This is a genomic window from Desulfovibrio biadhensis, assembly GCF_055388615.1.
The window spans coordinates 2,498,599-2,512,309 of record NZ_AP042477.1 but is presented as its reverse complement, the minus strand read 5'-3'; the positions used below and the strand labels follow the sequence as shown (position 1 = coordinate 2,512,309).

At 55.0% G+C, this 13,711-nt stretch carries 10 protein-coding genes; 3 read left to right on the top strand and 7 right to left on the bottom strand.

Annotated features, from left to right (window positions below):
• Nucleotides 1-11 precede the first annotated feature (11 nt).
• The 7 genes from ACZ5EH_RS10995 to ACZ5EH_RS10965 form a co-directional block, all read right to left on the bottom strand.
• Nucleotides 12-260, bottom strand: coding sequence for a Nif11-like leader peptide family natural product precursor (locus tag ACZ5EH_RS10995; protein WP_464278173.1), 249 nt, complete (start codon nt 258-260; stop codon nt 12-14).
• A 35-nt stretch (nt 261-295) separates the two neighbouring features.
• Nucleotides 296-1,150, bottom strand: a complete 855-nt coding sequence (mutM, locus tag ACZ5EH_RS10990) for a bifunctional DNA-formamidopyrimidine glycosylase/DNA-(apurinic or apyrimidinic site) lyase (protein WP_464278172.1) — start codon at nt 1,148-1,150, stop codon at nt 296-298.
• A 43-nt stretch (nt 1,151-1,193) separates the two neighbouring features.
• On the bottom strand, nt 1,194-4,022 hold the full coding sequence (locus ACZ5EH_RS10985) for a PAS domain-containing hybrid sensor histidine kinase/response regulator (protein ID WP_464278171.1): 2,829 nt from the start codon (nt 4,020-4,022) through the stop codon (nt 1,194-1,196).
• Between the two features lie 98 nt (nt 4,023-4,120).
• Complete coding sequence (locus tag ACZ5EH_RS10980; RefSeq protein ID WP_464278170.1) at nt 4,121-4,585, bottom strand: hypothetical protein; 465 nt, start codon at nt 4,583-4,585, stop codon at nt 4,121-4,123.
• 46 nt (nt 4,586-4,631) lie between these two features.
• On the bottom strand, nt 4,632-5,867 hold the full coding sequence (locus ACZ5EH_RS10975; RefSeq protein WP_464278169.1) for a ChaN family lipoprotein: 1,236 nt from the start codon (nt 5,865-5,867) through the stop codon (nt 4,632-4,634).
• A gap of 1 nt (nt 5,868) precedes the next feature.
• On the bottom strand, nt 5,869-7,134 hold the full coding sequence (locus ACZ5EH_RS10970) for a phenylacetate--CoA ligase family protein (protein WP_464278168.1): 1,266 nt from the start codon (nt 7,132-7,134) through the stop codon (nt 5,869-5,871).
• A 168-nt stretch (nt 7,135-7,302) separates the two neighbouring features.
• Nucleotides 7,303-10,017 carry a two-component system response regulator gene (locus ACZ5EH_RS10965; protein WP_464278167.1) on the bottom strand — a complete coding sequence of 905 codons (2,715 nt, stop codon included), beginning with the start codon at nt 10,015-10,017 and terminating at the stop codon, nt 7,303-7,305.
• An 802-nt stretch (nt 10,018-10,819) separates the two neighbouring features.
• Here ACZ5EH_RS10965 and ACZ5EH_RS10960 point away from each other — a divergent pair.
• From ACZ5EH_RS10960 to ACZ5EH_RS10950, 3 genes are read left to right on the top strand one after another with little or no spacing between them, the layout of a single operon-like run.
• The gene (locus tag ACZ5EH_RS10960) at nt 10,820-11,572 is read left to right on the top strand and encodes a cytochrome c3 family protein (protein WP_464278166.1); all 753 of its coding nucleotides are present in this window, start codon (nt 10,820-10,822) and stop codon (nt 11,570-11,572) included.
• Nucleotides 11,573-11,575: 3 nt separating this feature from the next.
• On the top strand, nt 11,576-12,736 hold the full coding sequence (locus tag ACZ5EH_RS10955; RefSeq protein WP_464278165.1) for an NADH:quinone oxidoreductase subunit RnfC: 1,161 nt from the start codon (nt 11,576-11,578) through the stop codon (nt 12,734-12,736).
• Nucleotides 12,737-12,755: 19 nt separating this feature from the next.
• A complete protein-coding gene (locus ACZ5EH_RS10950) occupies nt 12,756-13,709 on the top strand; it encodes an RnfABCDGE type electron transport complex subunit D (protein WP_464278164.1) in 954 nt (317 codons plus the stop codon).
• The last annotated feature ends 2 nt before the right edge of the window (nt 13,710-13,711 follow it).

Genomic DNA, 13,711 nt, shown 5'->3' with positions numbered 1-13,711 from the left:
TTTTACAGCAACTATTCCATGTTCCTGAGCTGCTCCCACCACATGCGAAAATCCATGAGCTGGTCGGCAGCTTCCTGGCTTTGACACTTGACGTGCATTGCCCTGATGCCTTCATCGAATTCTGCATCGGTGAAGGAGAGATTCTCGCGTTGGAGTATTGCTTCGCGCCCTTCCCTGCCAGACGCACGATAGAATTCCTTACGCAAATCCGTATCAGTGGCAATGCGCTGAAAAAGTTTTTGTACATTGGCCATAGGCATAAAAAGACTCCTTTTCTCTTGTAGTTATAGTAATGTCATGATTTTTGGCAGGAGGGGCAATAGACACTTGTTCGGCCCGCAACGGTACCCTTTTGCAGCAGCTTGCCGCATGCAAGACAGGGTTGCCCGGCTCTGCCATAGACACGAAAACAATTCTGAAAGGCGCCCGCATCGCCATTGGCGTTACGGTAGTCGCGTATGGAACTGCCGCAGGCGCCTATGGCCTCTTCCAGCACGTCACGCAGTGCGGCGTGCAGCCGCATGAGCCGCGGTCTGGAAAGGCGATCGGCCCGTGCGGTGGGGCGTATACCCGCACGGAAAAGAGACTCGTCAGCATAAATATTCCCTATGCCGGCAATGACATGCTGGTCCAGAAGCAGCGCCTTGATTCTGGCTGAACGCCCTTTGATCAAGCGGACAAAGGCTGCGGCATCAAGCTCCAGGGGTTCAGGCCCAAGGGTCGCGTAGAAAGGCCATTCCTCCAGTTCTGCCGCGGTGAATGCCTGCATGGAGCCGAACCTGCGGACATCATGGAACACAAGCACTGCCGGCGGAGCAGGCTGCAGATGCAGCACAACATGGGTATGGCGATCCGGCTGCCAGGTTTCCTCTTGCGGTAAATGCATGCGCCCCGTCATGCGTAAATGTACGGCCAGGACGTAAGCGGCGCCACCCTTTTGCGCAAGGTCAAGCATGAGGAGTTTGCCGCGGCGGCGGACGCCAGAGATGCAGGCCCCTTCCACTCTGGCGACGAAAAGCTCACTGCCCTGTGGCAGGGCGCGCGCCCCAGGCACATCCACACGGATAATGCAAGCGCCATTCACGGCGGCGCGCAGATTTCGTGCAATGGTTTCTACTTCGGGTAGTTCGGGCATACGTTTATATTGCATGCCCTAAGGTCTAAGTCACGCATGATTTCCGGGGATATGTCGACTAGTTGCCTTTTTTCTGCGCCACGATGGCTTCAACCTGCCGGCGCAGCTGATCCCGAACAACAGGTTTTGCAAGGTACCCGTTCATTCCGGCTTCCAAAAAGCGTTCCTTTTCACCGGCCATGGCATAGGCAGTCATGGCGATGATGGGGACAGCTTTTTTGTCATCGCCAGCTTCGCCATTTCTTATGCAGCGGGTGGCTCTTACCCCATCCATGACGGGCAATTGAATGTCCATAAGCACCACGTCGAAAGGCTCCTTGCGCAACAATCCGAGAGCCTCCTCGCCATTGCCGGCAGCAACGACCTTACACCCCATTTTCTCCAACTGTCTCTTGGCCGCAAAACTGCTGACAACATCATCTTCCACAAGCAAAACATTGCAGAAGCAGGTGCCCCCGCAAAAACTGTCCTCGGTAACAGTATCAGGCTGGTCTGGAGTTTCCCCGAGGCCGAAGGGCAAGGTAAACTGAAATTCTGTTCCTTTGCCGGGGGTGCTGGAGACGCTCACCTCGCCTCCCAGGAGCTTAACAAGCTGCTTCACAATGGCCAAGCCAAGCCCCGCGCCCTGGTGTTTTCGCGTCAGGCCGTCATCCACCTGGGTAAAGGCTTCGAAAAGCGTACCGAGTTTGGCTTCGTTGATGCCAATCCCAGAATCTTTCACAGTGAACAACACTTGGGTTTTTTCACCTTGCCGTGCGCTCTGCACTTTCGCGCTCACATCAATGAAGCCTTCTTCAGTGAACTTGATCGCATTACCGACAAGATTATTAAAAATTTGTTGTAGTCTGGCGGAGTCGCCCAAAAGCAGTGACGGAACGCCTTCTTCCACTGAGAAGCGCAAATCAATGCCTTTTTGTTCACAGCTTGGGCGAAAAAGCTGATCCACAAGCAGAAAAAGCTTGTCCACGCCAAAGGGGCGGACAAGCACCTCCATTTTTCCGGCTTCCACCTTGGAGAGATCAAGGATATCGGAAAGCAGGTTCGTCAACCGCTTGGATGTGACAATCGCCATTTCAACGTATTCCCGCTGCTCCGCATTCAGTGACGTGGTTTGCAGCAGCTGATGCATCCCCATGATGCCATTCAAGGGGGTGCGCAACTCATGGCTCATATTTGCAAGAAACAGAGATTTTGCCCTGCTCGCGGCTTCGGCCTGCTCTTTGGCGTTCTCCAATGCCTCTTCGGCATGCTTGCGCTCTGTCACATCAGTCGCAAAACCTTCGAAATATTCAATTTCACCAGCGGCATTACGCACAGTCCGCAGTGTCGTGGAAATCCAGATATTTTTTCCGTCGCGCCTTTTGCGGCACAACTCTACATCCCGTACAACACCTTTTTCTTCCTGCAGCTTGAGCAGGCGCAGACGTTCTTCGGGATACACATACGTCTGTTCGCCGATCTCCTTTACTTCCTCAATCATCTGTTCCGGACTGTCATATCCGCAAATCGCCGCGTGGTGTTTATTGACGCTCAAATAACGCCCTGAAGGGGAAGAACGAAATATTCCCACAGGGGCGTTTTCATATAGCGTGCGGTATCTCCTTTCGCTCTCCGCCAAGGCGTTTCGCGCACTTTCCTCGGTGGTGACGTCTCTTCCAGCGCCAACAGTGCCAATCAGCGTGCCCTGGGAATCGTAAAAAGGCGCCTTGTGAACTTCGAGGGCCAGGTATTCTCCCCGCACCAGGCCATCCTCAAGAAAACGCCCCGGCTGGAGAGTGGACAATGTCACCACGTCGGAGTCCACACAAATTTCGCCAAACGTGTGGATGTGGCCAGTCTCCCGCTCGCGCGTGGTAAAGAACAGGTCTGTTTTGCCTATGGGTTCGTCCGTATCCTTTGCCTTCAGCAAAACATCACAAAGGGCCCGATTGGCGAACAGGTATCGGCCATCAAGGTCTTTAGCCCAAATCAAATCAGGAAGGTTATCCGCCATGCCGCGTTGCAGACGGGTGAGGTCCTTGAGTTCCTTCTCCGCCTCCTTTCGTTTTGTGATGTCCATGGCCGTACCGCACAGACGAACGCCCCCAGTCACAGCATCAACATAGGGCTGACCACGGTAGAGAAGAGTTTTCTCCTTGCCGCTGGGTACTTTTCTGCGGACCTCAATTTCATAGGGAACCCCTTCCATGGCCCGGCTGATCGCCTCGCTCAAGTGTGCTGCATCATCAAGATCGTACAGCCCTAATTGATCCTTATAATGTGGAGGAGGTTGCGTAGGGTCCAACTCTAAGATGGCGTACAGATTCCTGGACCACGTGAGAACATTGTTTTCAATATCCCACTCCCAGTCGCCCATCTCCGCTATTCGCTGCGCCTCGGCCAGTCGCTCCAGGGTGTGTTCAAGCTGCCGCTCGGCTTGCCGGCGTTCGCTGACATCTTCCAGTGTCGCAATGACCTCTGTTGGATTGCAGCCAGGGTGCACCGGATTGAACACAACGCGCAGATGGGTCGCCTTTCCGCCCGTAATGGAGACATATTCGTCATCGTAGGAAGAGGGCTCTCCGGCAAGGGCTTTCTGGATGCAGCAGCGCATTTCCGGGGTGCTTTGAAGTCGTGTGTTGAACCCTATGAGCTGTTCACGGGGGGCGCCCATCAACTCTTCAAACTTTGTATTGCAATCAAGAATAGCCCCCTCCTCATTGAAAAGAATCAGGCCAAGGGGAGACTTATCAAAAATAACCTTGTAGTGATTATCGCCCAACACGGGATTGGAGGCAGGGCTAGCCGGCTGTTGCGCCACCTCATTTTCCAAGGCGGCAATGCGCTCTTTGGCCGCGCTGAGTTCGTCGAGAAGTTGTTCTCTGGTCTTAGGCGATTCGTTCGCCATATGCCCCCCTGAGAAACTGAAAAAAAAATAACTGCTGATTTTTATCTTGTTTATAGCACGAAAATCACTCTAGCGTCCAGGTCCACAAATCATGGCGCTTAAATATCCTGAGAAGCGTTCTGGATGGCAGTTGCCAAAGCTTCGGCTTTTGTGGAGCCCACAAGGATGCGCTTGCCCCCCTGCATATGCAGCATAACACCGCGGTTACCACGGATGGTGAACGCCCGCGAACCATCCATGCCCCTGCGCATCCCCCACCCCAGATAGGTTTTGAGAGGTGTGTAGGTCACCGCTTCGGCGTTTTCGATTTTCTCAAGGGGAAAATTCCATACAAACAGCGGTATGAAGCCGAAGACTATATGCAGTTTTTGCCCTTGGATGCTGACGGTCAATGGCAAAAAGAAGAGCACGATAAAAAGGCCGATGCCTGCGGGAAGCACCGTAGGCCACAGGGGCTGCCCCTGAAAAAATATGAGCCACAAAGGAAAACCGCTGATGGCGAGCAACACACCCCAGACCCAAAAATACGGGTGTTGCACTTCTTTGTAGGGACTACTGGTCATAATTCCAACATTCCTCCAACATACCGAGTACAAAAGCCGGATCTTCTCATTGGTCCTTTTTCAGAGACAATGAAAATCCCAGACGATACCCATTACGCAAAATGACAAGCGGCAGATCCTTGCCTTGCTTGCCAGCTTTGGCCCCTGCAAGGTGCAGGTCGCCCAAAGATTCCACAGGCGCGCCTCCGGCTTCGACAATGGCATCGCCCGGCCGCAGGTCCATGCGCGCGGCTATGGAGCCTGCAGCCACTTCCTGCACCACAACGCGCCCCGCGCCCTTGTCCCAGACCAGGGTCATACCCAGGCGGCTCTTGTGTGATTCCGGGCAATGGAAAAAAACATCTCCCAATTCCGGAGCAGGTGCATCGCCCCCTCTCCATGGCATCACAAGCAACACCTTTGCGCCTGGATCATACTGCTGCAGGCGGTAAACAATGCCCCAGCCATTTTCCACATGGCCAGACCCTGCCAGGATGGCAACGGGCCTGCCAAAGGTCTGCCGGGCCATGGCGGCGCGTTGGGCCATGGCGCTGTCCCAAAGGGATTGGACCATGAAAAACTGTTCGAGTCGTTGTTTCTGCTTTTTCGCGTCTGAAGCAGCACCCCCCATCATATCCTGGTGCATGGAAAATATCTGCGCCAGGCTCTCTTTCTGCGCATCCAACGGGGGCACTATCGCATCCGGCAACCAGGCGCGCTGCTTTTTGCTCAGCCCTTTGTTGCCCTTGGTACGAAACGCCATGACAACCTGACGCGGCACATTCAGCGGAACCAGCGGCATACCGGCCTTAAGCGCCGCTTCCAGAGCGGGCGCATACAGCGCAAAAGGGTACCCCCAGACATCTTTCCAACGCACGGTGCGCTCCAGTGCGCCAAGGTCGGCCGCCGCAGCCTTGGGGTCACGATTCAGGCCCTGCAGCTCCGGTTCCAGGTCGGCGCTGAGCATCTCAAGACCAAGAACCCAGTCACGGTCGCCAGACGCCAGCAAACGCAGCAATCTGGCCTGCACCAGGTGGTCGCAGGCCACGTTGTGCCCCTCGCCCAGTAACACGTATTGACAGTCTTTGGATTGTGCGACGAAAGCAGCGTCAGACAGCGGTGTGAGCACGCCATCTTGCAGGGCGTACAATTCTCCAGAGGCCTTCTCGCCGGGAAATGCTCCCATGCTCCCCTTTGTGCCATCGGGCATGCCTGCGGTTCGGGATACATCCTTGGGCGAACACCCCGCAGCCAGAAAAAGAAAAAGGCCGGCCACAAGAAGCAGCCGGCCCATACGTTTCATGTTAGTCCCACTTCCTTTTATCTTCGATGGGCCGGATCTGGGGCGGCAGAATACCAGGCTCCAGAACCTTCAACGTCGGACGCAGCTTGATCTTTTCGCGGAAGGTGTGCAGCAGTTCGTCTTCACGCTTGAAGTTGCTGGCCTCCACGTAGAGGACCATCTCATCGATGCCGCCGGGGTTGGTGACTTCGATCTGCCAGCGCTTGACCTCTTCGAACCGGGCCATGACCTGCTCAACCTGATGGGGGTAGACAAACATGCCCTTGATGCGGGCAGTGGTGTCCACGCGACCGACGATATTGCCAAGTCGGGGGCTTGTACGCCCGCAGGCGCAAGGCTCGCGATCTATGTAGGAGAGGTCGCCCGTCGCCAGACGGATCAGCGGGTAAGTCTTATTGAAAGCCGTCACCACGATCTCGCCCACTTCGCCGTCCTTCAGGGGGATGCCGGTATCCGGGTGGCAAATCTCCACAAAGGCGCGGTTGGCAACGTGCAGGCCATTCTTGTGGTAACATTCGTAGCCGATGCACCCCACGTCTGCAGTGCCGTAGCCCTGGCGCATGATCAGGTCGAATTTCTTTTCCAGGGTGGAGCGCATTTTTTCGGAAAATTTCTCGCCCGTAACAAATGCGACTTCCACGTAGAGATCCCGGCGCAGGTTCAGGCCGGATTCTTCAGCCTTCTGGGCAAGGTGCATCAGGTAGCTGGGCGTGCCAACGTACCCTGTGACGCGCAGCTTCTGCATGATCTCGAGCTGCGTGCCCGTGTTGCCAGGGCCCACGGGTATCACTGCACAGCCAAGATTCCGCAGAGGCTCTTCAAACATCAGGCCGGCAGGAGTAAGGTGGTAATTGAAGGTAATCTGCGCCAGATCTCCGGAACGGAATCCGGCAGCGTAAAACCCCTCAGTCCACCCCCAGTAATCGTCGCTGCGGTCTTCAGGATCAAAGATGGGGCCGGGAGAAAGAAAAATACGCTTGAGTTCCCCGAGATCCTTTGTCAGCAGCCCGCCAAGACGGGGGCCGATGGATTGCAGGAAAATCAGTTCCTTCTTCTTGAGAATGGGAATGTGCTTCAGGTCGGACAAGGTCTTGAACTTGTCCACCGAAAACTGAGCGCGGTCAAAACGCTTTTTCACATCCTCTGAATAGCGGTAGGCGTAATTCAGCAACTCTTTGAGCTGAATCAGATAAAATTGTCTGCGCTCGCTGTCATCAAGCACTTCACGTCGGCTGTAAATGCCCTCAGTGCGGTCTTTCCGGGTCATATTTCTGCTCCGTTGGTGTCGTCAGGCCACTATTCGGCTGCATAAAGGGAGATGGGTATTTTAGGCATGCGCAACGAAAAAAGCAAGATTTTTTTGAATTACCCTGCTTTTTCAGGGCATTAGAAAGCGATCAAACTTTGGCGGCAAAATGGATTTTTGAACCCTCTATCACCATACCTTGTGGAAAAGGTCATCCTTTACAAGCGCCTGTACATCTACAGGGCGAGAGAAATAGTATCCCTGCGCATATTCACACCCTAAAGATTTGATGGTCTCGAGCTGTTCACTGGTTTCCACACCTTCGGCAATGACCTCCAGCCCCAGATTATGGGCAAGGGCGATGATGGTGCGTACAATCTCCAGATTTTCACCACTGGCAAAGATGCTGCTGACAAAACTGCGGTCAATCTTCAGCATGTCCACAGGAAAACGGTGCAAATAAGAAAGCGAGGAATAGCCTGTGCCGAAATCGTCAATAGAAACGTGCACGTTCAGGCTCTTCAAACGGTAGAGCATTTCTGTGGCGGCTGCGGCGTCCTCCATGATCGCGCTTTCGGTGATCTCCAGCTTGAGACAGTTGGGGTCAAAGCCGGTTTCATTGAGCACCTGGCTCACATGCTCAAAAATATCTTCATGGGCGAACTGCTTGCCGGAAAGGTTTACGCTGAGCATCAGGCAGTTATCCAGGCCGCTTTCCTTATACATACGCTGCATGGTGGTGCAGGCTTCATGCAGCACCCATTGGCCAATGGGGATGATCAACCCGGACTCCTCCGCCTCGGGGATGAACTCGGCAGGACTGACCATACCCCGCGTGGGGTGATTCCAGCGGACCAAGGCTTCAAAACCCTGCACAGCACCAGAGGCGATGTCCACAATAGGTTGATAATGCAGCAGATACTCGCCGCGTTTAAGGGCCTGGCGCATATCCGTGACCAAGGCCAGCAGGCTTTTGGCCTTGAGGTGCATCTCGGTATCAAACACTTCGTAGCGGGCCTTGCCGCGCTGCTTTGCCCTGTGCAGGGCGGTATCCGCGTCGCGTAAAAGATCCTCGCCCCGCTCATAATCCATGGCACTGAGCGCAATGCCGATGCTGGATGTGCTGACGAGCTCGTTGCCCTCCAGAACAAAAGGATGGCGCACAAGCCCGAGAATGCGCGTGGCAAGATCGGTTACATCTTCCAGAGAACCCATGTTCTCGTACAGGATGGCGAACTCGTCGCCCCCGAGCCTGACAAGAAGATCGTCATCACTGATGCTGGAACGCAGCCGTTCAGCCAGCTCAATGATGAGTTTGTCCCCTATGTCGTGCCCCAGACTCTCGTTGACCAGGTTGAAACGGTCCAGGTCCATGAGCATGACGGCAAAGGAATAATCCATGTCGCTCTTGGCGCGCTCAACACATTTGCCAAGTTTGTCCAGCAGATAGATACGATTGGGCAAGTCAGTCAGCGAGTCATGGAAGGCGTGGTACAAGACCTGCTCTTCTGCTCGCTTGCGGTCCGTAATATCTGAAAGCGAGACTACATTGCCCGCCACGCCGGGAATGTTGCTTTCAATGAGGGCCACATATCGCATGTCCCCTGCCGCCCCCTGAAAACGAAATTCCTTTTTCGACGTATCTGCAGGGCGGTCTTCGCGCAAAGCTTCGTGTATGGCGAATACAGCATCCCGGTCTTCCGGATGAAAGAAATCAAGCAATGAACGCTCTTTCCCGAGGGACTCCATGGTCACGCCCGCCAGGCTCTCGAATCCTGTATTTATCAGCTCTATGGTGTAGTCGGCCGTGATCATCGCCATGGCTGTGCCAGTGTTTTCAAAGATGGCGCGGTATTGTTCCTCCGATTCCACAAGCCGCTGTTGCGCTTGCTTGTAGATCACCACCCTGGCCAGGGTATCGGCCACAGCCTGCAAAAAACCTCGCTCCTTGTCGTCTGGTCTGTGCCCTTCCTTGATATAGACAAGGATCACGCCAAGCAGTCGGTCATCGTAACGAATGGGCACACAAAAATGGCTTCTGGCGCCAGCCGCCTCTTGTGGTTCGTCAAAAGCCCCTGCATCCTCTGCCGCGTCTCCATACATGACACAATGGTGTGTCCCCTCATTCAGGCAAGTGGAAAGCTGGTCCTCAGGAATATTGCGACAACTGGCGGGACGCAGGTGTTGCGTTTCACCGTCAACCAGAAAAATGCAGCCGCTGGGCTGGAAGGAAAAGGAGGTTACCGAGAGGATATGCTCAAGGGTTTCATCCATCAGGCCCTCAAGGTCCGCGGTATCGAGGGAGCTGCGAAGCAGGGCGGCAATGACCGTCTGGATATCGAAATCCCGGCGTATTTCATGCTGCGCGTCCTCAAGTTCTCTGGTGCGCTTTTGCACCATTTCCTCGAGATTGCCGGCATAAAGGCGTATCTGTCTTTCCTGGGTCTTGAGCGTCAGGTGGGTTTTGACCCGCGCAAGCATCTCCCTGGAATCAAAAGGCTTGGAAATATAATCGACACCGCCGACCTCAAGCCCCTTGGTCTTGACCTCGGAATCGCTGAGCGCGGAAAGAAAAATAACGGGAACATCTTTTGTCTCGTCATTTTCCTTGAGGAAGTGGCAGGTTTCGAGCCCGTCCATGCCAGGCATCATGATGTCCAGCAATATCAAGTCCGGCTTGGTCTGCTCGGCTTTTTCCAGAGCGCTTTTGCCGTCCGGAGCCTCAATGACGGTGTAGCCTCCCTTGCGCAGATGCGCCCCAAGAAGCTTCAAGTTGACCGGCTCATCATCAACGATGAGAACCTTTTGCTCACGCTTTTCGTCCAGACTGCTCAGTAGCTGCATTTTCTGAAGTACCAGAAGGCTGGCGCCATTGTTTTCCTGCTGTGGCGCTCGTTTGGACAATACACTCCTTACATCGCCAAACTAGTCTATGCGCGGGATGTTTATTTTCGTCAAGTGCGTTAGTTTTTTCTATTTCGCTGTATGCACCATACGCGATCCTACACCACACCTCCATAAGTCGCTGAATTCATGTTTGTAAAAGGTTTTTTCCATTTTTTGAAGAGTTTTTTCAAATCAGGTCAAACGATTTCCATAAGGAACCTGAATGGTAGAAAAATTTTTTTCTTTATTCACAATGTGTTTCGAAAGTCATGCGATCATGTGTCAGCCATATTGCAGTTTTATGTGAAAAAGACCACAAACATTGACATTGCCAGCCCCCTGTGCAAGTGATTTCGACATCGAAGTTTCGATGGCAAAATCGAGACAAAGATGACCAGCTTTTACAGCGGCCTGGCGCTACATGCGCTAGTTAGTTCATTAATACACAAGGCAGGGGCGTTTCAGCGCAATCCGGGAAAACGCAAATTGGTTTATTTCCCTTGCGCAACAGGTTTCCTTGGCAGAGGAACCTGAAGATCACCGTCGGGCAGGATGGCAGTCCTCCTGGCGGTCGCTTTATGAAACGCTGATGAAAATGAACGTTCCAGATAAGTGCAGGGACTCGCAAGCAACGAATGCATCCTTAAAGATAGAATACTGATCTACTCAGTCTATTCTGCGTAACGTATTTCGCAAAAAACATGAATGCGCCACTATTGGCACTACAATTGTTCTGGTCATTCATGTGGTTATAGCCTCTTGGCTACGGCGGCGTTCAGCGTTCCAATAAACCACAACCCATAAAAGAAGGGACCGCACCTTGCAAAAGCGTTATCTTCCCATCACGGTATGCGTTGTGATCCTGGCCATCGTGGCAATTGTAGGCTACTTGCGGCCTGCTGCCACAGAGGAGATGCCGCGACGCATTCTCTTCGATTCCAGCGGCGGCAAGGTGATCTTCACGCATTTGGATCACGAAGAAAAGTACGTCCAAAACTGCGCTACTTGTCACCACGAAAGTCAGGACCCCGGCCCCAAACCAGTCGAATGCGGCAAGTGCCACCCCCGCGAGTTCACTCCTGAATACATTGCCGACCACTCCACCTGGTTCACCTCTGATCAGCAATGCGCACGTTGCCACCACGCCGAATTCACGGGCATGGTTTACAACCACGATGAGCACGCGGAACTCTACACTTCCGGTTGCACCGACTGTCACCATGACACGGACATCGAACCTGCGCCCACAAATTGTGGCGAATGCCACATGGACACTGGCGACGATGCAATGCCCAGCTTCAAGGACGCTGCACACGAGCGCTGCATGACCTGCCACCAGGATGTCTTCGATGAAGGCCTGGCCGGCTGCAAGTTCTGCCACCAGACCCTCGAGGCTGGGCAGGGCGACACCATGCCAGCGACGACGTCCTGCACCGAATGCCATGAGAAGAGCATCAGCCAGCTCATTCCCACTCGGATGAACGCGTTCCATGAGAGCTGCTTCGGCTGCCACGACGAGAAGCAGGCAGGTCCCACGGAAGCAGAGTGCAACCACTGCCATATGCCGAGATAAGCCATGACGAAAACGAGTTTTTCCCTGGACGTACAAGCCCAAGGTGATGTCCTGCGCTGCAGTGAGCCAGCGCAAGTGGTCGTGCCTTTAAGCGGCCACTCTACGAAAACAGTGAAGAAAAAGACCGAGGTGGCTCCAGGCACACTGGTGGCTGACCATCCCGGCAAAAATACGGGCGATGCGCATGCCCCCATTGCTGGTGTCGTTGCAGACATCAACGCCAATGGCGTGACCATCAAAGCCCAGGAAGTCGAAGCCGCATCGGAACCGGTCAAGACCGACGGTCTCTCCGGCGACGAACTCAAGGCCGCGCTGAAGGCGTTGGGCGTGGATACTCTACCCTACCTGAAAGCATCCACCCTGGTAGTAAACGCTTTGAACCCCGAACCCGGCGTGGCCATCGCCTCCTGGTTGCTGGCCAACAAGAACGCCGAGGTTGCCAAAGGCGTCGCCGCGATCAAGGCGCTCACGGGTGCCGGAGACTGCAAGCTGGTCAGCGCGCAGGGTTCCTCTGCCGCCCTTGAAGGCTGCAGCGTAACCCAGGTGCCCGCCGTATACCCCAACAGCGTCCACGCCCTGGTCATAAAGGCCGCCACGGGCAAGGAAATGCCTGACGACGTGCTCTGTGTCGACGCGCACACCTGCTACCGGATCGGTCAGGCGTTGCAAACGGGCATGCCTGTCACGGAAGTGCTCCTCAGCGTGGAGGGCAAGATCGTCCAGGCCAAGGTTGGGCAGCCGGTCAAGGAAGTGCTGGATGCCGCAGGGGTCACCGTCAACGAGCACGACGACGTTATTCTTGGCGGTCCCATGCGGGGCGAATCCGTACAGAACCTCACCGAAGGCGTTCCCAAGGATGCCTACGCCGTCACCGTCGTCAGGGCCGGCGAGTTTCCCCCCGTAACCGACGAACCCTGCCTGAACTGCGGCAACTGTATCGCAGCGTGTCCGGCCCGTATCCAGCCGAACATGATCGCCCGCTATGCCGAATTCAAGAAATACGGCGACACCCGCGGCTACGGCATCGACTATTGTTTCGAATGCGGCCTGTGCGGTTTCTGGTGCACTGCACGCCGGCCCCTTTTGCAATACATCCGGCTGGCCAAGCAAGAGCTCGCAGCCGAGGCGGCGCAACTTGCAAGCTGCGCCCTGAACGAAGAATAGCAAGGGAAGGAACACGACTATGACGAACGAGTCCGCAACACTCCCTGTTCTGAACGTCTCCTCGCCGCCGCATTGGCATTGCGGCCGTACCGTGCGGAGCATGATGCTGGATTACATCATCGCTCTTGTGCCGGCTGCGGCAATGGCCATCATGCACTTTGGGCTGGATGCGCTGCAGGTCATGGCTCTCTCCTGCACCACGGCGGTTGTCGTGGAGGCGCTCTGCCTGAAAGTCATGGAGCGCGACGTCAACGTAGACAACTACAATGCACTGCTCATCGGCCTGCTCTTCGCGTTTCTGCTTCCGGCAAAAGCGCCCTGGTGGCTGGTGATAATGGGCGCGACCATCTCCATCACCCTGGGCAAGATGGCCTTTGGCGGTCTGGGCGCGAACCCCATCTGCCCGCCCCTCGTCGGCTGGGCAGCACTGCGTATTTCCTGGCCAGACGCACTGAACGTCAATGTCACCATGCTCAGCTCGCCTCTGGAAAACCCCTTGACCCAGCTCAAATTCCTGGGTCTGGAAAACGTCACGGTGAGTAATGGCGACATGTTCATGGGCAGCCAGCTGGGCGGCCTTGGCGCCATCCAGATTGTCGGTCTGCTCCTGGGGGCAGCCTACCTGCTCTTCAGAGGCAATATACGCTTCCATATCCCCCTTGGATTCCTGGGCGGTGTCGTCCTCACCAGCCTGATTTTCTGGGGAGTCGACTCCAGCGTTTACGCGAGCCCCATATTCCATCTGCTGACTGGCTCGACAATCCTTGGCGCATTCTTCCTGGCCACTGAACCGGCTTCCTCACCCAACGGCACCATCGCCATGCTGCTCTTCGGACTGATGGCAGGCGCCATGGTCATCATTATAAGGGTCTACGGCATCTACCCCGATGGCGTCCCCTTTGCGATTCTGCTGGCCAACCTGTTCATGCCTCTTTTGGAAATGATCAAGCCCAAACCCTTCGGAGCGAGGTAAGC

What these genes read in the sequence shown, in the direction of transcription:
- ACZ5EH_RS10995 (WP_464278173.1), bottom strand. Translation starts at nt 260, where the DNA reads ATGCCTATGGCCAATGTACAAAAACTTTTTCAGCGCATTGCCACTGAT.
- mutM (WP_464278172.1), bottom strand. Translation starts at nt 1,150, where the DNA reads ATGCAATATAAACGTATGCCCGAACTACCCGAAGTAGAAACCATTGCA.
- ACZ5EH_RS10985 (WP_464278171.1), bottom strand. Translation starts at nt 4,022, where the DNA reads ATGGCGAACGAATCGCCTAAGACCAGAGAACAACTTCTCGACGAACTC.
- ACZ5EH_RS10980 (WP_464278170.1), bottom strand. Translation starts at nt 4,585, where the DNA reads ATGACCAGTAGTCCCTACAAAGAAGTGCAACACCCGTATTTTTGGGTC.
- ACZ5EH_RS10975 (WP_464278169.1), bottom strand. Translation starts at nt 5,867, where the DNA reads ATGAAACGTATGGGCCGGCTGCTTCTTGTGGCCGGCCTTTTTCTTTTT.
- ACZ5EH_RS10970 (WP_464278168.1), bottom strand. Translation starts at nt 7,134, where the DNA reads ATGACCCGGAAAGACCGCACTGAGGGCATTTACAGCCGACGTGAAGTG.
- ACZ5EH_RS10955 (WP_464278165.1), top strand. Translation starts at nt 11,576, where the DNA reads ATGACGAAAACGAGTTTTTCCCTGGACGTACAAGCCCAAGGTGATGTC.
- ACZ5EH_RS10950 (WP_464278164.1), top strand. Translation starts at nt 12,756, where the DNA reads ATGACGAACGAGTCCGCAACACTCCCTGTTCTGAACGTCTCCTCGCCG.